This window comes from Micromonospora sp. DT81.3 (genome assembly GCF_049847225.1).
Lineage (GTDB): Bacteria > Actinomycetota > Actinomycetes > Actinomycetales > Microbacteriaceae > Microbacterium.
The window spans coordinates 371,405-390,446 of record NZ_JBNCNY010000002.1 but is presented as its reverse complement, the minus strand read 5'-3'; the positions used below and the strand labels follow the sequence as shown (position 1 = coordinate 390,446).

At 70.4% G+C, this 19,042-nt stretch carries 17 protein-coding genes and 1 tRNA gene; 17 read left to right on the top strand and 1 reads right to left on the bottom strand.

Annotation, left to right across the window (positions count from 1 at the left end):
* The first annotated feature begins 124 nt into the window (after positions 1–124).
* From ACPW96_RS06090 to ACPW96_RS06065, 6 genes are all read left to right on the top strand, one after another.
* Positions 125–958, top strand: a complete 834-nt coding sequence (locus ACPW96_RS06090) for a DUF3097 domain-containing protein (protein ID WP_425882355.1) — start codon at positions 125–127, stop codon at positions 956–958.
* A gap of 107 nt (positions 959–1,065) precedes the next feature.
* Positions 1,066–1,800 carry a tRNA (guanosine(46)-N7)-methyltransferase TrmB gene (gene trmB, locus ACPW96_RS06085; RefSeq protein ID WP_425882354.1) on the top strand — a complete coding sequence of 245 codons (735 nt, stop codon included), beginning with the start codon at positions 1,066–1,068 and terminating at the stop codon, positions 1,798–1,800.
* Positions 1,801–1,874: 74 nt separating this feature from the next.
* Positions 1,875–3,119: an MFS transporter gene (locus ACPW96_RS06080; protein WP_425818591.1), complete on the top strand. Its 1,245-nt coding sequence runs from the start codon at positions 1,875–1,877 to the stop codon at positions 3,117–3,119.
* Between the two features lie 4 nt (positions 3,120–3,123).
* Complete coding sequence (locus ACPW96_RS06075) at positions 3,124–3,981, top strand: CPBP family intramembrane glutamic endopeptidase (RefSeq protein WP_425817345.1); 858 nt, start codon at positions 3,124–3,126, stop codon at positions 3,979–3,981.
* A 213-nt stretch (positions 3,982–4,194) separates the two neighbouring features.
* Positions 4,195–4,608 (top strand): hypothetical protein, encoded by a 414-nt coding sequence (locus ACPW96_RS06070; protein WP_425882353.1) that lies wholly within the window; start codon positions 4,195–4,197, stop codon positions 4,606–4,608.
* 16 nt (positions 4,609–4,624) lie between these two features.
* A tRNA-Arg gene (locus tag ACPW96_RS06065) sits at positions 4,625–4,700 on the top strand.
* A 102-nt stretch (positions 4,701–4,802) separates the two neighbouring features.
* Here the strand turns inward: ACPW96_RS06065 and ACPW96_RS06060 are convergent.
* Complete coding sequence (locus ACPW96_RS06060; protein ID WP_425882352.1) at positions 4,803–5,609, bottom strand: SGNH/GDSL hydrolase family protein; 807 nt, start codon at positions 5,607–5,609, stop codon at positions 4,803–4,805.
* Between the two features lie 159 nt (positions 5,610–5,768).
* On the opposite strand from ACPW96_RS06060, the gene ACPW96_RS06055 reads away from it, so the two are divergent.
* The 11 genes from ACPW96_RS06055 to ACPW96_RS06005 all read left to right on the top strand — a co-directional run bounded on the left by ACPW96_RS06055 (position 5,769) and on the right by ACPW96_RS06005 (position 19,039).
* On the top strand, positions 5,769–6,587 hold the full coding sequence (locus tag ACPW96_RS06055) for a transglutaminase-like domain-containing protein (protein ID WP_425882351.1): 819 nt from the start codon (positions 5,769–5,771) through the stop codon (positions 6,585–6,587).
* Positions 6,588–6,646: 59 nt separating this feature from the next.
* Positions 6,647–8,311 (top strand): arginine--tRNA ligase, encoded by a 1,665-nt coding sequence (locus ACPW96_RS06050; RefSeq protein WP_425882350.1) that lies wholly within the window; start codon positions 6,647–6,649, stop codon positions 8,309–8,311.
* Between the two features lie 2 nt (positions 8,312–8,313).
* Positions 8,314–9,156 carry a DUF2993 domain-containing protein gene (locus ACPW96_RS06045; RefSeq protein WP_425817355.1) on the top strand — a complete coding sequence of 281 codons (843 nt, stop codon included), beginning with the start codon at positions 8,314–8,316 and terminating at the stop codon, positions 9,154–9,156.
* 149 nt (positions 9,157–9,305) lie between these two features.
* Positions 9,306–10,730, top strand: coding sequence for a diaminopimelate decarboxylase (gene lysA, locus ACPW96_RS06040; protein WP_425882349.1), 1,425 nt, complete (start codon positions 9,306–9,308; stop codon positions 10,728–10,730).
* A gap of 49 nt (positions 10,731–10,779) precedes the next feature.
* Positions 10,780–12,186 carry a homoserine dehydrogenase gene (locus tag ACPW96_RS06035; protein ID WP_425882594.1) on the top strand — a complete coding sequence of 469 codons (1,407 nt, stop codon included), beginning with the start codon at positions 10,780–10,782 and terminating at the stop codon, positions 12,184–12,186.
* 1 nt (position 12,187) lies between these two features.
* Entirely contained in the window at positions 12,188–13,276 is a 1,089-nt protein-coding gene (thrC, locus tag ACPW96_RS06030) for a threonine synthase (RefSeq protein ID WP_425882348.1), read from the top strand.
* A complete protein-coding gene (gene thrB / locus ACPW96_RS06025; RefSeq protein WP_425882347.1) occupies positions 13,273–14,223 on the top strand; it encodes a homoserine kinase in 951 nt (316 codons plus the stop codon). The genes thrC and thrB overlap by 4 nt, the downstream gene beginning before the upstream one ends.
* Before the next feature lie 171 nt (positions 14,224–14,394).
* Positions 14,395–16,590 (top strand): transcription termination factor Rho, encoded by a 2,196-nt coding sequence (gene rho, locus ACPW96_RS06020; RefSeq protein WP_425882346.1) that lies wholly within the window; start codon positions 14,395–14,397, stop codon positions 16,588–16,590.
* A gap of 21 nt (positions 16,591–16,611) precedes the next feature.
* Positions 16,612–17,691: a peptide chain release factor 1 gene (gene prfA / locus ACPW96_RS06015; protein ID WP_425817367.1), complete on the top strand. Its 1,080-nt coding sequence runs from the start codon at positions 16,612–16,614 to the stop codon at positions 17,689–17,691.
* Between the two features lie 101 nt (positions 17,692–17,792).
* Complete coding sequence (locus ACPW96_RS06010) at positions 17,793–18,563, top strand: hypothetical protein (protein ID WP_425882345.1); 771 nt, start codon at positions 17,793–17,795, stop codon at positions 18,561–18,563.
* A 65-nt stretch (positions 18,564–18,628) separates the two neighbouring features.
* Positions 18,629–19,039, top strand: a complete 411-nt coding sequence (locus ACPW96_RS06005; protein WP_425882344.1) for a phage holin family protein — start codon at positions 18,629–18,631, stop codon at positions 19,037–19,039.
* The last annotated feature ends 3 nt before the right edge of the window (positions 19,040–19,042 follow it).

Below are 19,042 nucleotides of genomic sequence, written 5' to 3'. Positions count from 1 at the left end.
TCTATGCATCCGGGCGCATGAGGCGGTAGGCCGCGTGCCCGGCCGGGGCAGGTCACCTCGATCCCGCGCGCCTCGCCGTCGCCGCGAGCCCCGGAGCCTAGGCTGGGCGGCCGCAGGAGGTTCGATGGATGACAGGTATGGCTCCGATGTGCTGGCGCCGGGGTGGCGCGAGGCGGCGCACAAGAAGCCGCCAACGGTGCTGGCAACGCGAGACCTCGTCGTCGAGGTCGCCGAGGACGGATTCTGCGGGGCGGTGACCCGGACGGACGGGCGCCTCGTCGAACTCGAGGATCGCCGCGGCAAGAAGCGTCTCTTCCCCGTCGGTCCCGGGTTCCTGATCGATGGCCGGCCCGTCGTGCTTGCGGTGCCGGCGAAGGCCGCGGCATCCACTCCGGCGCGCACCGCGTCGGGGTCGTTCGCCGTCGCGGACGGCCGTGCCCGCACGGCGCGTCCGAGCCGCATCCTGGTGGAGGGCCGCCACGATGCCGAGCTCGTGGAGAAGGTCTGGGGCCACGACCTGCGCGTGGAGGGAGTCGTCGTCGAATACCTGCAGGGCATCGACCTGCTCGATGATCTGCTGCGCGACGAGCCGCCGTCGGCGGAGCGCCGGTACGGGGTGCTCGTGGACCACCTGGTGCCCGGTTCCAAGGAGTCGCGGATGGCCGCGGCGGTCGAGGGCGGCCCGCACGGTCGTCACCTCAAGATCGTGGGTCACCCGTTCGTCGACGTCTGGCAGTGCGTGACGCCGCGCGCGCTCGGCATCGAGCGGTGGCCGGAGGTTCCCAGGGGGACCGACTGGAAGACCGGGGTCTGCCGGGCGCTCGGCTGGCCGCACTCCACTCCGGCCGACAAGGCGCGCGCCTGGCAGCGAGTGCTCGCCTCCGTGTCGACGTACCGGGATATCGAGCCCGCGCTGCTGGGCCGCGTCGAGGAGCTCATCGACTACGTCACGGCCTGAGCGCGTGCCGCGCGCAGGCTCGGCGGGGCAGGAGTGGCCAGCCCAGAGCCGCCGCAGGGCCGCACACCGCTGCTGAGCCTGTCTGCCGCACGCCGTAGCCTGGGGAGGTGTCCGCCGAAGTCCCACCGTCCTCCTTCCGTGAGCAACCCGTGTCGTTCGTTCGGCGGAGCGGACGGATGTCGGAGGCCCAGGAGCGCGCCTTCGCCGTTCACTCCGAGTTCTACATGCTCGTCCCCCCGCGCTCCCTGGCTGCCACCTCCGTGCACCCGGACGCCCGCCTCGATCATCGGGCGACGTACGGGCGCGACGCGCCGCTCATCGTCGAGATCGGCTCCGGACAGGGCCACGCGATCATCCATGCCGCGACATCCCGCCCTGGCGACGACTTCCTGGCGGTCGACGTGTTCCGGGCCGGCCTGGCGCGCACGATGCTGGATGCGGAGCGCGCAGGCGTCCGCAACCTGCGGCTGATCGAGGCGAACGCGCCCGAGGTGCTCGAGACGCTGCTCCCCGACGGTGCGGCCGACGAGGTCTGGGTCTTCTTCCCAGACCCGTGGCACAAGAACAAGCACACCAAGCGACGGCTGGTGAAGCCGCCGTTCGGCGACATCGTCGCGGGCGCCCTCCGGGACGGGGGAGTCGTCCGGCTGGCCACCGACTGGGAGGACTACGCCCTGCAGATGCGGGACGTGCTGGATGCCGCGCCCGATCTCGAGCGGGGCTTCGAGGGCGACTGGGCTCCGCGCTTCGACGGGCGGGTCCGCACCGCGTTCGAGCGCAAGGGCGCCGCCAAGGGGCGTGACATCCGCGATCTGACGTACCGGCGGAAGCCCCGCCCGTGACCGGCAGCCCCCTCGACCGCACCCACGGCACCCCGGACGCCGACCCGCAACCCACGTCCGCGTCCCCCGATCGGCTGCGCGTTCTGCGCCCGCTCGGGCACCGCGACTTTCGGATGCTCTTCAGCGCGGTCGTGCTCTCGGTCTTCGCGGCCGGCATGTGGGCGGTCGTCATGGTCTATGCCGTGATCGACGCGGGCGGCGGGCCGCTCGACCTCTCGCTCGTCGCGGCGTCGAACGCCACCGGCCTGCTGCTGTGCGCCATCCCCGGCGGCATCGTCGCCGACCGCGTCTCGAGGCGGCTGATCGTGAGGGTGGTGGAGCTCGTCAATTTCCTGGCGATCACGTCCATCGTGGTGGTCGGCATGTTCGCACCCGTCGGCATCCCTCAGCTCGTCGTGGTGGCGTTCGTCCTCGGCGCCGGTGCCGGCTTCTTCTTCCCGGCCTACAGCGCCTTCCTGCCCCGCATCCTCCCGCCCGGTCAGCTGCTCGCCGCCAACGGACTCGAGGGCGCCATCCGGCCCGCGCTCCAGCAGGCCGCCGGGCCGGCCGCCGCCGGCATGCTGCTCGCCGCGCTCCTCCCGTCCCAGGCGGCGACGGTCATCGCCATCGCGCATGGTGCGGCGTTCGTGCTGCTGCTGTTCCTGCGGCCGGAGCCCCCGCCCACAGGCGATGCCGCGGCCGAGCAGTCGGGGAACGGGGTGTTCTCCGACCTCCGCGAGGCGGTGCTGTTCACCGTCCGCACTCCGTGGCTGCTCTGGACGCTTCTCTACGCGACGATGTGGGTGCTCGTCGCCGTCGGCCCGGAGGAGGTGCTGCTGCCGTTCCTCACGCGCGAGCGGATCGGCGAGGACCCCCGATGGTTCGGATTCCTCCTCGCCGTCTACGGCGCCGGCGGCGTCGTCGGCTCGATCGTCGTGTCCTCCCGCAAGCTGCCCCGGCGCTACCTCACGACCATGAACCTGGTGTGGGGCGTCAGCACGCTGCCCTTCATCGTGATCGGCATCACCGACCAGTACTGGCTGCTGCTCGCCTCGTGCTTCCTGATCGGCTTCGGGTTCAGCTACGGCAACGTCATCTGGGGCACGCTGCTGCAGCGGCGCGTGCCGCGGCACATGCTGGGCCGCGTGTCGAGCCTCGACTTCTTCGTCTCGCTGGCGCTCATGCCGCTCTCCATGGCACTCGCCGGGCCGCTCTCGGAGGTGCTCTCGATTCAGACGATCTTCATCGCCGCCGGCATCCTGCCGCTGCTCTTCGGCATCATCGCGATCTTCGCCGCGCGGATGCCGCGGGATGAGATCGCGCATCCCCTGACAGACTGAACACGTGCCCGCCGCCCCCGATACCGCCGTGCGGCCCGCCTGGTCGACCGCGCTCATCCCCGCCTTCCTCGTGTGCGCGGCCGCGGTCGCCTTCTTCGGCATCCAGGTCGCGTGGGCGGGCTACCTGCTGCTGGGTGTCGGGATGCTGGTCGCCCTGGGTCTCGGCACGGGATCGCTCGCCGAACGCGTGACGGGCCCCGGCCCGAACCTCGTCCGCGACCTCGGGCTGATCGCGCTCGGCATGCTGATCGTCAGCTCCATCCCGCTGAAGGCCGAGCTCGACAACTTCGCGATGCTGCGCTTCACCCTCGCCCTCGGCGGCGCTGTCGTCGTTCCCTACGTGCTCTCGCGGTTCGCGTTCCGCGACTACGCGACGCGATTCCCCTGGCGTGGCGGCGGCCGGTGGACCCGGTTCCAGTGGGCGTGGCTGGTGGCGGTGCTGGGGCTGGGGTGGCTGATCCTGCCCTTCTACTTCATCACCTCCGGGGTCTACATGAACTGGCCGGTGGTCGACTCGCCGGAGCTGATCGCCCGCCTCTTCGTCGGCGTCGGCGCCGTGGGGATCTGGGACGAGCTGTTCTTCATCTGCACCGTGCTCGCACTCCTCCGCCGGCACTTCCCGATGTGGCAGGCGAACATCCTCCAGGCGATCGTCTTCGTCTCCTTCCTGTGGGAGCTCGGCTACCAGGCATGGGGCCCGCTGCTCACGATCCCGTTCGCACTCCTGCAGGGCTACATCTTCGTTCGGACGCGATCGCTCGCGTACGTCGTGACGGTGCATCTGCTCTTCGACGCCGTCGTCTTCCTTGTGCTCGTGCACGCCCACAACCCGGGGGCGCTGGACGGGCTCTTCCTGGTCTGAGCACACCCGTCGGCGCACTTGCGAGGGCGTCGGATCTCACTCTCAGGTTCAGGGTGACATCAGTTCTCGGGAGGGTCTTGACGAACGAGCCCAGCGGAGTATCTTGTTGCGTGCGAAGAGAAAACGGGAACAGAAGAACCCGCAAGGGAACGGGAAACAGAAACCTAACATCGCACTGATGAACGCCCCCGGCTCCGGCCGAGGGCGTTCCTCATGTCCGCGACGATCAGGATTTTCGCCCCGAGCACCTCGGTGGTCGGCTACTGGCCGTCGCGCTTCGCGCTGGCGGGTATCGCGGGCTTTTCGGGGGAGTTCGTCGAGGCGTCCGCGGCCGAGCTCGGCGACCTGGGTGTCGCGCACTGGTCGGGTCCCCGTTCGCTGCCCCTGTCGCTCCCTGCGGAGATGGCGGGCTTCGCCCGCCGCTCCCATGCCGCCTACGACCGTGCCGGCGGACAGATCCGATCCCTGCGCGAGACCCTGCTCGCGACCCTCGAGGATGAGCGGGCGCGCGGTCTGGATCGCGATCGACGGTCGGGGCTCAGCCGGACGGAAGAGCTGGAGATTCTCGCGGCGCTCGGAAGGGACGGCAACACCCGGCCCGGTGCGGAGCAGACCGCGCGGCGGTGATAACCTCGATCGGTGCGCCTCCGTAGCTCAGGGGATAGAGCGTTGGTTTCCGGTATCAAAGGTCGCAGGTTCGATTCCTGTCGGGGGCACCACTGAAATCCCAGGCCACGGCCTGGGATTTCTTTTTCGGCGAAGTCGCTGGCCAAGCGCGGAGCGGGCGCCCGCTACCCGGCCCGCTCCGACCGCCGCGCGGGTCAGCCTCCGGCAGGCACCTCGGCCGCGGCATCCGCCGTCACCGAGAGGGCCAAGAGGTGCTCCGCCAGCCGGCTCGCCAGATACTCGTGTCCTGCCGTCGACGGATGGTTCCGGCCGATCGGCGACGAGTCGATCACGGCGGCGTAGTTGGCCTCGGTGATCCAGTCCTCCGCCAGGGGTGAGATGTACCACCAGCCGCGCGCGGCGGCGAGTTCCCCGAGATCGCGGTCGATGCGCTGGGTCGCGGCCTGCACGGGAAGCGCCTGCGGTGCGGGACCGAGGATCACGATCGGCGTGTCCGGGTACAGCGCCGCCACAGCGTCCCACGCGGCGGTCACGGCCGCCCGATAGCCATCGGCCCCCTGCGCCCGATCGTTGATCGATCCCTGCAGGATCACGAGGTCGGGATCGAGCGCCGGGTCCAGGGCCGCGATGCGCTCGCCGAAGGTGCCGCCGTCGAGTCCCGGCTTGAGGTAGCCGCTGCCGCGCACGCCGTTCACGATGCTCTCCCAGCCGAGGCTGCGGCCCAGCGCGTAGGCGTAGCCCAGGTCCGGGGCGCTCGCGGCGGAGCCGAAGGTCCAGGAGTCACCGAAGATCAGTACGCGAGGCTCGTCGGGGAGGCTCAGCGCGGCCGGGGCGAGAACGGCGGTCACCTTTTCGCCCGCCGCGATGTCGACCGGCGCGACATCGACCGCCGGCGTCCATGGCCTCCACGCCGCGAATGCGCAGACCAGCGCGATCGCCACGGCGACGGCCGCGAGCGGCCATGGGCGCCGCGCGGAGCGGCCCCGTTCGGGCGAGGTCATGCACCGAGGGTAAACGACGATCCCGCCCCCGTCGAATGCGTGCGCCGCCGGCCGCCCTCACCTGCGGAAACCCACAGGTGAAACTGGGGAACGGGGGCTCCGGGATCACGCTCCGCACAACCGTTCTCGGCCGTGGATCCGGCGTGCGAGGATATCCCGGTGCAACGCGTCGTGACCGCCGAGATGGACCTCCAGCTAGGGGGGTCGATCGACCTCATCTTCTCGCTCACCGCCGCCCAGTCGATGCCGGTGGTGACGGAGCAGCTCACCTTCGTCTCGGGCGATCGCGTGTACACCCCGACCGAGATCGTCGACCAGTCCGGCAGCCGCCTGCACCGCCTCACGGGCGAGGCCGGGCCGCTCCAGGTGCGCTACCAGGCCACCGTCGAAGGACAGGCGGGAACGACGCACACCAGCGACCTCGAGGCGATCACCTATCTGCGTCCGAGCCGGTACTGCCAGTCCGACGAGGTGTTCTCCCAGGCGCGTCGGCAGTTCCGCGGCATTCAGGGCCAGGAGCTGATCACCGCCGTCTCGGCGTTCGCCTCGTCGAGCATCACCTACACCCCGGGACTGAGCCTCGGCACCGACAGCGCCGTGACGACCCTCATGACGGGCCAGGGTGTCTGCCGCGACTACGCCCACGTCGTCATCGCCCTGCTGCGCGCGATGGATGTGCCCGCCCGCTACGCCGCCTGCTACGCGCCGGGCTTGCAGCCGATGGACTTCCACGCCGTCGCCGAGGCCTACCTCGACGGCTCCTGGTACGTGATCGATGCGACCCGCCTGGCGAACCGCCGTTCCCTGGTGCGCATCGCGACCGGCCGGGATGCCGCCGACTGCGCGTTCCTCAGCTACCACGGCGGCAACGTGGGGCTGCAGCACCTCCGGGTCGACGCGTGGGTCGGGGGCGAAGAGGGGTTCGAGATCTCGGATGCCGCGGCCGACGACCTCGAGACGCTCGTCCAGCTCGCCTGACACCGCGACCCTCGGGACCGTCTCGGGCGCGAGCGGCCCGCCCGTAGACTGGTTCGGTTATGAATCCGGACAACCTCACCGCCTCCCTGCTCGCCGTCGTCACCCCGATCGCCGAGCAGCGACGCCCCGGTGAGCCGCTCGGGATCGTCGCCTCCGACATCACGCTGGAACGCCCCAGGAATCGCGATCACGGCGACTGGGCGACCAACATCGCGATGAAGCTGGCGAGGAGCCTCGGGACGAACCCGCGGGAGCTGGCCGCGGAGATCGCCGGAGGGCTCGGACAGACGCCGGGCATCGCCTCCGTCGAGGTGGCGGGCCCTGGTTTCATCAACATCCGGCTCGAGGCGGCGGCCGCCGGCCTCCTGGCCAAGCAGATCGTCGAGGCCGGTGCCGCATTCGGCGCGAACGAGACGCAGCGCGGCGCCTCCATCAACCTGGAGTTCGTCAGCGCGAACCCCACCGGACCGCTCCACATCGGGCACACCCGGTGGGCGGCCCTCGGGGACTCGATCGGCCGCGTGCTCGCCGCGTCGGGCGCGACGATCGTCCGTGAGTTCTACATCAACGACGCCGGCGCGCAGATGGAGCGCTTCGGCGGCTCCGTGCTCGCCGCGCTCCGCGGCGAGCCCACCCCCGAGGACGGCTACCCCGGCGAGTACATCCAGGTGCTGGCCGAGCGGGTGCGCGCGGCCGAGCCCGACATCCTGACGCTCGAGGGCGACGAGCTTCTCGCGCGTGTGACGGCGCGCGCCTACGAGCTGCAGCTGGGCGAGATCCGCGAATCTCTCGAGAAGTTCAACGTGCACTTCGACGTGTGGTTCTCGGAGCTCGCACTGCAGACTCCGGATGCCTCGGGCCGCAGCCTCGTCGATGAGGCGGTCGATCGCCTGCGCGAGCAGGGGCACGTCTACGACGACGAGGGCGCCGTGTGGGTGCGCACCACCGACTTCGGCGATGACCGCGATCGCGTCATCCGCCGGGCCAACGGCGTCTACACCTACTTCGCCGCCGACGCGGCGTACTACCTGAACAAGGGCGATCGCGGCTTCCGGCACAAGATCTACCTGCTCGGCGCCGACCACCATGGCTACGTGCATCGGCTGAAGGCCCTCGCCGGTGCGGCGGGCGATGACCCCGACGCCGACATCGAGGTGCTCATCGGCCAGCTGGTGTCGATCAACGGCGCGCGCCTCAGCAAGCGGGCGGGCAACATCATCGAGCTCGACGACCTGCGCGAATGGCTCGGGACGGATGCCCTCCGCTACTCGCTCGCGCGGTACCCGGCTGACTCTCCGCTGACGCTCGACCCCGAGCTGCTGCAGAAGCGCACGAACGACAACCCCGTGTTCTACGTGCAGTACGCGCACGCGCGGACGCACAACGTCGCGCGCAACGCGGGCGCCTCCGGGGTCGACCGCAGCGAGTTCGCCCCGGAGCTGCTCGTCCATGAGACGGAGTCTGCGCTGCTCGGGGCACTGCAGGAGTTCCCCCGCACGGTGGCCTTCGCGGCCGAAGTGCGCGAACCGCACCGCATCGCCCGGTATCTCGAAGAGCTGGCGGGGCTCTATCACCGCTGGTACGACCTGTGCCGCATCATCCCTCTCAGCGACGACCCGGTCGAGGCCGTGCACCGCACCCGCCTCTGGCTGAACGACGCGACGGGCCAGGTGCTGCGCAACGGACTGGATCTGCTCGGCGTCGCGGCACCGGAACGGATGTGAGCGTGTCGGGCGACACCCAGCCGACGCAGCCGCTGCCAGATCCGCAGGCGCAGTGGGTGCTCTCGGCGCCGGGCGCGGCCGCGGAGCCGAAGCGCCGGCGCAAGCGCCGGTGGGGCTGGATCCTCGCCCTGGTGATCGTCGTGGTGCTCGCGATCGTCCTCTGGTTCGCCGCCGAGTTCATCGCGCGCTCGCTCGTCACCAGCACCATCCAGAGCGAGGTCGCCAACCGGCTCTCGCTGGCCCCCGAAGACGTGGAGGTGGCGGTCGCGGGGTCGGTGGTGCCGCAGCTCATCGCCGGAAGCCTCGACGATGTGACGGTGTCCTCCGACGACGTCACGCTGAGCCCCTCGATCACCGGCGACGTGGTCGTCCATGCCACCGGCATCCCGCTGCGGGGCGGTCCGGCCGACGGTGCGACGGCCACCGCGACGTTCGACGAGGAGCAGCTGCGCGCCCTGCTCGCCACGGTGGAGGGTTTTCCCGCCGAGACGGTCTCGCTCGCCGAGCCGAATGTCGCGATGTCGGTGGAGCTGAACGTGTTCGGCCTCGCCGTCCCCGTCGGCGTGGCGCTGGAGCCGTCGGCCGTCGACGGCGACATCGTGCTCACCCCGGCGAGACTGGACCTCGCGGGAGCACAGCTCTCGGCCGATGACCTGCGCTCCCGCTTCGGTGGGATCGCCGATGCGGTGCTGCGCGACTGGACGGTCTGCATCGCGGAGTACCTCCCCGCGGGAGCCACGCTCGTGGACATCACGGTGGAGGGGGAGACGGTGGTCGCAGACCTCGACATCGACGGCGGCATCGTGGATGACCCCGCGCTGCAGGCGCTCGGAACATGCGAGTGAGGCCCGCGGCGCGTGCCCTAGACTTCTGGAAAACGCCCGGCGCGTGAGTCCCCCGCTGCCGCGGCACACCCGCTGAGCTCGGGCCGGCAGCCCGGCCCGTCCTGTGTCAGACATCTCGCGCCGAAGCACCCACCCACGATTGGTTCCTGTTGTCCGCTCCCGCACCGCTCGCCCCGGATTGGCTCGTCCGGCCGGCCGACGCGAACGCGCTGGCGCCCGGGGTCTGGCCGCAATCCGCCGAGCGGGATGGGGAGGGCGTGCTCCACATCGGCGGGGTGAGCGCCCTCCGCCTGCGCGACACATTCGGCACGCCCCTCTACGTCGTGGACGAGGCCGAAGTGCGCGCCAGGGCGCGCCGAGTCCTGGACGCGTTCGGCGCGGCCGCGGAGAAGCACGGCACCCGCGCAAGGATCTACTACGCCGGCAAGGCGTTCCTCTCCACGGAGGCCGCGCGCTGGGTGAGCGAGGAGGGCCTCTGGGTCGATGTCTGCACCGAGGGAGAGCTCGCCGTCGCGCTCGCCGCGGGCGTGGACGCAGCGCGCCTCGGCTTCCACGGCAACAACAAGACGGTACGGGAGCTCGAGCGGGCCGTGGACGCCGGCATCGGCTCGATCGTGCTCGACAGCGCGATCGAGATCGAGCGGCTCTCGGCGATCGCCGAGCGCCGCGGCATCCGTCAGAGCGTGCTCGTGCGCGTCAACAGCGGCGTCCACGCCGAGACCCACGACTTCCTCGCCACCGCGCACGAGGACCAGAAGTTCGGGTTCACGCTCGAGAGCGCCGTGGGTGCCGTCGCGCGGGTGCGGCAGCTGCCTGGTCTGGAGTTCGTAGGCCTGCACTGCCACATCGGATCGCAGATCTTCGGCACGGCCGGGTTCCGTGAGTCCGCCTCGCGTCTGCTCGAGCTGCACGCGCTGCTGCTCGACGGCGGCGACATCCCCGTCCTGAACCTCGGGGGCGGCTTCGGCATCGCCTACACATCCGCCGATGACCCCACGCCGATCGAGGAGCTCGCCGAGGGGATCGTGGATGTCGTGGCCGCCGAGTGCGCGGTGCGCGGCATCCCGCTGCCCGCCCTCGCGTTCGAGCCGGGGCGCATCATCGTCGGACCTCCGGGGATCACGCTCTACGAGGTGGGCACCGTCAAGCCCGTCGAGGTCGGCGCCGGCGCTCAGCGCATCTACGTCAGCGTCGACGGCGGCATGAGCGACAACGCGCGCCACGCGCTGTACGGGGCGGATTTCTCCGCTCGCCTCGCCTCTCGCACCTCGGATGCCGAGGCCGCCCTCGCGCGGGTCGTCGGCCGGCATTGCGAATCGGGCGACATCGTCGTCGACGCGGAGTATCTGCCGGGCGATGTCACCCCGGGCGACCTGCTCGCCGTGCCCGCCACCGGCGCCTACTGCTACTCGCTCGCGAGCAACTACAACTACGTGCCCCGCCCGCCCGTCATCGCCATCCGCGACGGTGAGGCGCGGGTCATCGTGCGCGGCGAGAGCGTGCACGACCTTCTCGCGCGCGATGTCGGCGCCGCTTCGACTGACGCATTCACGACCGATACCGGAGGAGCCTGATGCCTGTACTGAGCGAGCGGAGCGAGTCGAAGTGATCGACTATCGCCGCTTGAGGGTGGCCCTGCTCGGGGCCGGAGCCGTGGGGTCGCAGGTCGCCGCGCTGCTGCTGAAGCACGGGGACGAGCTCGCCGACCGCGCGGGCGCGGCGCTCGAGCTCGTCGGCATCGCCGTGCGCGACATCGACGCCCCCCGCGACACCGAGCTGCCGCCGGAGCTTTTCACGACCGACGCCGAAACGCTCATCATGGGCGCCGACATCGTCATCGAGCTGATGGGCGGCATCGAGCCCGCGAAGCAGTACGTGCTGCAGGCGATCAACTCCGGGGCCGACGTGGTGACGGCCAACAAGGCCCTCCTCGCGACGCACGGTCCGGAGCTGTTCGACGCCGCCGACCAGGTCGGCGCGCAGGTGTACTACGAGGCCGCCGCCGCGGGCGCGATACCGATCATCCGGCCCCTTCGTGACAGCCTGGCGGGCGACCGCGTGCGGCGCATCATGGGCATCGTCAACGGCACGACCAACTACATCCTCGACCGCATGGACACCGAGGGCGCCGACTTCTCCGACGTGCTCGCGCAGGCGCAGCAGCTCGGCTATGCGGAGTCCGACCCGACGGCCGACGTGGAGGGCTACGACGCGGCGCAGAAGGCGGCGATCCTCGCCAGCCTCGCGTTCCACACGACGGTCCCGCTCGACGCAGTGCACCGCGAGGGGATCACGGGCATAGACAAGGCGATGATCGACTCCGCCCGCCATGCCGGCTACGTCATCAAGCTGCTCGCGGTGTGCGAACGGCTCGCCGCCACGAACGGCGGTGCGGATGCCGCGGGTGCGGCATCCGAGTCGATCTCCGTGCGTGTCTACCCGGCCCTGATCCACCGCGACCACCCCCTCGCCAGCGTGCACGGGGCGAACAACGCCGTGTTCGTCGAGGCGGAGGCCGCCGGCAACCTCATGTTCTACGGCGCCGGTGCCGGCGGCGTGCAGACCGCTTCGGCGGTGCTCGGCGACGTCGTCTCGGCCGCCCGACGGCACATCGCCGGCGGGGTCGGCGTGGGGGAGTCCACGCTCGCGAACCTTCCCCTCGTGCCGATCGGGCACGTCTCGACCCGGTACCAGATCACGCTCGAGGTCGACGACGAGACCGGCGTGCTCGCCACCGTCGCCGGCATCCTCAGCGACGGCGGCGTCTCCGTCGCGACGGTCGAGCAGACCGTCATCACAGACTCGGTCGCTGAGCGCCCTTCGTCTCATCGCTCCGCTCCTGGCTCAGGAACCGCGAAGCGAGACGAAGCGCTGGCCGGTCATCACCTGGGCGAGGAGGGCGGCGTCGCCCGTCTCGTCATCGGAACCCACACCGCACGGGAGCAGGACCTGAGCGACACCGTCGATCGACTCGCGGCAAGCGGCGTCGTCGAACGGGTCGTCTCGGTGCTGCGAGTAGAAGGAGAGTGACATGGCACACGTCTGGCGCGGAGTTCTGCGCGAATACGCCGACCGACTCGGAGTGACCGACGCCTCGACCGTCGTGACCCTCGGAGAGGGCGGCACGCCGCTCCTCCCGGCGCCGGCGCTCTCGCGCCGCACGGGGACCGATGTCTGGGTCAAGTTCGAGGGGATGAACCCGACCGGCTCGTTCAAGGACCGCGGCATGACCGTCGCCCTCTCGCGCGCGGTCGAGCACGGCGCGAAGGCCGTCATCTGCGCGTCGACGGGCAACACCTCGGCATCGGCCGCAGCCTATGCGGCCCACGCCGGGATCACGGCCGCGGTGCTCGTGCCCGAGGGCAAGATCGCCATGGGGAAGCTCAGCCAGGCCGTCGCGCACAACGGCCAGCTCATCCAGATCCGCGGCAACTTCGACGACTGCCTCGAAATCGCCCGCGAGCTCGCCGACTCCTATCCGGTGCACCTGGTGAACTCCGTCAACCCCGACCGGATCGAGGGCCAGAAGACGGCAGCGTACGAGGTCGTGGAGGTGCTGGGCGACGCGCCCGACTTCCACTTCATCCCCGTCGGCAACGCCGGCAACTACACCGCCTACTCGCGCGGCTATCGCGAAGAGGCCGAACGAGGGGTCGCGACGCGCGTCCCTCGCATGTTCGGATTCCAGGCCGAAGGCAGCGCGCCGCTGGTGCGGGGCGAGATCGTGAAGAACCCCGAGACCATCGCCAGCGCGATCCGCATCGGCAACCCGGCATCCTGGGACCTCGCCCTCGAGGCGCGGGTGGCGACCGACGGCTGGTTCGGCGCGATCGATGACACGCGCATCCTCGCGGCGCAGAAGCTGCTCGCGGGCGAGGTCGGCATCTTCGTCGAGCCCGCGTCGGCGATCAGCGTCGCGGGCCTGCTCGACCGCGTCGAGGCGGGCGTCGTGCCGCAGGGCGCGCGGGTCGTGCTGACCGTGACGGGCCACGGACTCAAGGACCCGCAGTGGGCCCTCCGCGCCGCCGACGGCAGCGACATCCGCCCCACCGTCGTGGAGGCCACCACGTCGGACGTCGCGTCCGTGCTGGGATTGGTGCCGGTAGGGGCGCCCGCGTGACACCAGCCCCGGTTCCTGAGCCTGTCGAAGGGCGCACGGTCGCCGTGCGCGTGCCGGCGACGAGCGCCAACCTCGGACCCGGCTTCGACACCCTCGGGCTCGCCCTGTCCGTGTACGACGAGCTCGAGGTGACATCGCTTCCGGAGCCGGGCCTGGAGATCGAGGTCTCTGGGCAGGGCGCCGCCGACGTCCCGCGCGACGCGTCGCACCTCGTGGTGCGCGCGATGGCCTACGCCTACGAGGCGTTCGGCAGGCGGATGCCGGGGCTTCGCATCGTCGCACGCAACGTCATCCCGCACGGGCGGGGGATGGGCTCATCGGGCGCCGCCGTGGTCGCGGGCCTGCTCGCCGCGAAGGGCCTGCTGGAGGGCGACGTCGAGATGAGCAGCGATGACCTGCTGCGACTGGCCACCGAGCTCGAAGGTCACCCGGACAACGTCGCGCCGGCGCTCTTCGGCGGGCTGACGATCGCCTGGATGTCGAACGACGGCCCCCAGCACAAGAAGCTCCTCGTGCACCGGGGCGTTTCCCCCCTCGTCTTCGTCCCCGAGTTCACCATGTCCACCAGCCTCGCCCGGAGCATGCAGCCGTTGCAGGTTCCCCGCGAGGACGCCGTGTTCAACGTGTCGAGGTCCGCGCTGCTGATCGCGGCGCTCATCCAGAGCCCCGAACTGCTGCTCGCGGCGACCGAGGACAAGCTGCACCAGGACTACCGGGCCGACGCCATGCCGGTCACCATCGGCCTCGTCCGCGACCTTCGGGCGCACGGATATGCGGCGGTGGTATCGGGTGCCGGCCCCAGCGTCCTCGTGCTCGCCGATGGGCCTGGGCGGCGGCTGGAGGCCGCCGAGATCGTGGCCCGATCGGACACTCCGTGGGACGCGCTCATGCTGGCCGTCGACTTCAAGGGTGGTACAGTGAGGGACATAACGGAGGGTTCCACGTAACTGCGTGACTCTGGCCTCCGATCGCAATCTGCGAAACCCTGCACGACCCCGCCTCCCGGTATCGAGCATGTCCACCGGACCCTGAGCTTGTCGAAGGGCGGCGCGGGCCGACGTCGTTGTGGCGTACGTCGCGTGCAGTCTGATCATCCACACGTTTACAAGGGAGAACTCGTGGAGTCCATCTCCGAGATCCACACCGACAACGCGCCCGCCGAGGGCGAAGAGTCGATCGACCAGACCGAGGCGCAGGGCACCGAAGCCCCTGCCGAGGATGCGACAGCAGCCGACGCGCAGGCCCCAGCCGAGGACGCCGTCGCACAGGCGGAGGTCGCCGAGGCGATCACCTCCATCGAGGCATCCGAGCTCTCGACCTCGACGGTCGCACCCGTCGAGCCCGAGCAGGCGCCGGCCGAGGCCCCCGCCGAGAAGCCCGCACGCAAGCGCGCGCCCCGTCGGGCGAGCTCGGCCGACACCGCAGCAGGCGCACCGCCGCGCGCACGCGCTCCGCGTCGAGCGAAGACCGCCGACGTCGCACCGGCCGAGGCGCCCGTCGAGCCGGCCGAGCAGGCGGAGGCGCCGGCGGAGCTGATCGAAGCGCCGGTCGAGCCGACCGAGGCGCCGGTCGAAGAGTCCGAGCAGGCCGAAGCGCCCGTCGCGGGCGCCGAGGAGGCCGCAGAGCCGACCGAGGCCCCGGCCGAGGTGCCTGCCGCCGAAGAGGCCCAGACGCCCGCCGACGAGGCGCCCGCCGACGAGTCGCCCGCCGACGAGTCGCCCGCCGACGAGTCGCCCGCTGACGAGACGCCCGCCGACGAGACGCCCGCCGACGAGACGCCCGCCGACGAGACGCCCGCCGACGAGGCTTCCTCCGCCGAAGAGGGCGGCGAGTCCGCGGCATCCGCCGACGCCGGCGATGACGCACCCAGCCGCGGTCGCAACCGCAACCGCAACCGCAACCGCAACCGCGGTCAGGGCGGCCAGGGCGGCGACAACGGCCAGGCGACCCAGCCGGCCGCGCAGGGCCAGCAGGGGGGCCAGCAGCAGCCGCAGCGCGGGCAGAACAACAACGCCCAGCAAGCGGCTTCGAAGGATGCCGACGCCGACGACGAGAGCTCGCAGAGCGCCCGCAATCGACAGCGCAACAAGCGCCGCGGTCAGGTCGGCGACGAGTTCGAGACCGAGATCGGCGAGGATGACGTCCTCATCCCCGTGGCCGGCATCCTCGACGTGCTCGACAACTACGCGTTCGTGCGCACCACCGGCTACCTCCCGGGCACGAGCGATGTCTACGTCTCGCTCGGCCAGGTCAAGAAGTACAACCTCCGCAAGGGCGACGCCGTCGTCGGTGCGATCAAGCAGCCCCGCGAGGGCGAGCAGTCGGGGCGTCAGAAGTACAACGCGCTCGTCAAGGTCGACTCGGTCAACGGGCTGTCCGTCGAGGACGCCGCGACCCGCGTCGAGTTCGGCAAGCTGACGCCGCTGTACCCGCAGGAGCGCCTGCGCCTGGAGACGGCGCCCGAGAAGCTGACCCAGCGGATCATCGACCTCGTCGCCCCCATCGGCAAGGGCCAGCGCGGCCTCATCGTCGCGCCCCCCAAGGCGGGCAAGACGATCGTGCTGCAGCAGATCGCGAACGCCATCGCGACGAACAACCCCGAGGTCCACCTCATGGTCGTGCTCGTCGATGAGCGTCCGGAAGAGGTCACCGACATGCAGCGCACCGTGCGCGGCGAAGTGATCGCCTCGACATTCGACCGTCCGGCGGAGGATCACACCACCGTCGCCGAGCTGGCCATCGAGCGGGCGAAGCGCCTCGTCGAGCTCGGCCGCGATGTCGTCGTGCTGCTGGATTCGATCACCCGCCTCGGCCGTGCGTACAACATCTCTGCACCGACGTCCGGTCGAGTGCTCACGGGCGGTGTGGACGCCTCGGCGCTCTACCCGCCGAAGCGCTTCTTCGGCGCGGCCCGCAACATCGAGAACGGCGGATCGCTCACGATCCTCGCGACCGCGCTGGTGGAGACCGGATCCAAGATGGACGAGGTCATCTTCGAGGAGTTCAAGGGCACCGGCAACAGCGAGCTGCGCCTGTCCCGCCAGCTCGCCGACAAGCGCATCTTCCCGGCCGTCGACGTCAACGCGTCGAGCACCCGCCGAGAAGAGATGCTGCTCTCGGCCGACGAGGTCAAGATCACGTGGAAGCTGCGTCGTGCCCTCGCAGGCCTCGACACGCAGCAGGCGCTCGAGGTCGTGCTCGGCAAGCTCAAGGAGACGCAGTCCAACGTCGAGTTCCTGGTGCAGATGCAGAAGTCGATCCCGACGCCCACCGGCGGCGGGCACAGCCACGGGCACGAGAACAACATTCGCTGACCCGCGTCGTTCGGAGCATTCATGTTCGATTCGGTGAAGACCCTCATCGAGGAGCACAAAGCCGTCCAGGAGGAGCTCTCCGACCCGGCCGTGCATGCCGACGCGGCGCGCGCCAAGCGCGTCAATCGGCGTTACGCAGAGCTCTCGAGGATCGTCGCCGCCTACGACGCGTGGAACGCGGCATCCGATGATCTGGATGCCGCGCGCGAGCTGGCGCGCGACGACGAGGCCTTCGCCGCCGAGGTCCCGGCCCTCGAAGAGGCCCTCGCGACGACTCAGGAGCGCCTCCGGCGCCTCCTGATCCCTCGCGACCCCGACGACGCGCGCGACGTCATCATGGAGATCAAGGGCGGTGAGGGCGGCGCCGAGAGCGCCCTCTTCGCCTCCGACCTGCTCCGGATGTACATGCAGTACGCGGCCTCGAAGGGCTGGAAGACCGAGTTGCTGGAGCGCACCGAGTCCGATCTCGGCGGCTTCAAGGACGTGCAGGTCGCCATCAAGGGCTCCTCGACGGACCCGGCGCAGGGCGTCTGGGCGCACCTCAAGTACGAGGGCGGCGTGCACCGCGTGCAGCGTGTGCCCGCCACCGAGTCGCAGGGCCGCATCCACACCTCGACCACCGGCGTGCTGGTGTTCCCCGAGGTGGACGAGCCCGACGAGGTCGAGATCAACCCCAACGACCTGAAGATCGATGTCTTCCGATCCTCCGGCCCCGGCGGGCAGTCCGTGAACACCACCGACTCGGCCGTGCGCATCACGCACCTCCCGACGGGGATCGTCGTCTCGATGCAGAACGAGAAGTCGCAGCTGCAGAACCGCGAGGCCGGCATGCGCGTGCTGCGCGCGCGCATCCTCGCCAAGCAGCAGGAGGAGCTGGATGCCGCGGCATCCGATGCCCGCAAGTCGCAGATCCGCGGTATGGACCGATCCGAGCGCATCCGCACGTACAACTTCCCGGAGAACCGCATCGCGGACCATCGGACGGGGTACAAGGCGTACAACCTCGACCAGGTGATGGACGGCGCCCTCGGTCCCATCGTCGAGTCGTGCATCGCGGCCGACGAGGAGCTGCGGCTCGCCGCCCTCGGCTCCGACGACTGAGCTCGGCGTTCTGCAGGCGGGGGCGCGCTCCGCATCCGGAAGCGTCGGTCTCCGCTCCGTAACGCGTCGTTCACACGCCGTCTGTAGACTGGTCACCGTCCGTGCAGCCCCGCTCCACCGTACGGGTGCACCCGCAGCCGGGCGTCGAACTCCTGCCTACCCGAGGCCGGCGAGTCGTCGTCGGCATGAGAGGCAATCCGATCCTTCGTATCACGGTCCCCTCCCGTCTCCTGCGGCGCTGGCTTCTGGGCCTGGCTCTCCTGGCCGTGCTCGCAAGCGCCGTCGCCGTCACCCTCGAGACCCTGACCCACCCCGACGACGGCATCATCCACCGGGCGACCCAGTTCGCGGGGTTCTGGCTGGACGTGAACAACGAGCGGAATCTGCCCGCCTGGTACTCGACCGTCCTGCTGGCCGTGGTCGCCCTCGTCGCATCGGACGTCGCGCGGGTCGAGCGATCCTTTCGCCTGTCACCGTGGTGGTCGTGGGCGTTCCTCTCCGCAACCTTCCTGTATCTCTCGCTGGATGAGCTGATCCAGATGCACGAGGGATCCTCGATCGTCTCCGCCCTGCTCCTGCCGCTGGTGATCGTGTTCGCACTCGCCACGGCGCCCCTGCTCTGGAAGCTGCCGCGACGGATCGCGTACCAGGTCGCCGCGGCCGGAGTGATCTTCGTCGGCGGGTCGGCGGGCATGGAATTCATCGGCCAGCTTCCCGCGGGGTCGAATCAGGTTCTGGTGCATCTCGAGGAGGCGGCCGAGATGATCGGCGTCGCGATCATCCTCGCCGCGATCGCCCAGTACCGCGAGGTGCTCGATGAACGGCTTCTCGCGCGGTCGCCGGCGGGCGACATCCGGCTGCTGCCAGGCTGAGCCGCTCGGAACCCCGCGCGAGCGACGGAAGCTCGTCGGCCCGAGGTTCGCGCTACGCTCGGCACGTGATCATGCTCCTCTTGCGCGGCTTCATCTTCCTGCTCTCCGCCGCCCTGGGTCTCATCGTCGCCGACTGGGTGCTCCCCGGATTCTCGATCGACTGGTCCGACTGGCAGGGCTTCGCCCTCGCGGTCGTGATCTTCGCCGTCCTTCAGAGCGTGCTCGCGCCGTTCATCATGAAGATGACCCACCGTCACGCGCCCGCCTTCCTGGGCGGAATCGGAATCCTGTCGACGTTCGTGTCGCTCCTGATCGTCGAGTGGCTGGTCGACGGATTGAACATCGGGACACCCGTCGTGCTGACGTGGATCCTCGCGCCGCTGATCGTGTGGCTCGTGACCGCGCTCGCGACGTGGCTCCTGCCCATGGTCTTCATCAAGAGGAAGGTCGAAGAGCGCCGCGCACCGGCCCTGTAGCGG

Bases quoted from the DNA above. Each gene is read 5' to 3' on its own strand.
- ACPW96_RS06090 (WP_425882355.1), top strand. From the start codon at position 125: ATGGATGACAGGTATGGCTCCGATGTGCTGGCGCCGGGGTGGCGCGAG.
- ACPW96_RS06070 (WP_425882353.1), top strand. From the start codon at position 4,195: ATGTCCGCGACGATCAGGATTTTCGCCCCGAGCACCTCGGTGGTCGGC.
- ACPW96_RS06060 (WP_425882352.1), bottom strand. From the start codon at position 5,609: ATGACCTCGCCCGAACGGGGCCGCTCCGCGCGGCGCCCATGGCCGCTC.
- ACPW96_RS06050 (WP_425882350.1), top strand. From the start codon at position 6,647: ATGAATCCGGACAACCTCACCGCCTCCCTGCTCGCCGTCGTCACCCCG.
- thrC (WP_425882348.1), top strand. From the start codon at position 12,188: ATGGCACACGTCTGGCGCGGAGTTCTGCGCGAATACGCCGACCGACTC.
- prfA (WP_425817367.1), top strand. From the start codon at position 16,612: ATGTTCGATTCGGTGAAGACCCTCATCGAGGAGCACAAAGCCGTCCAG.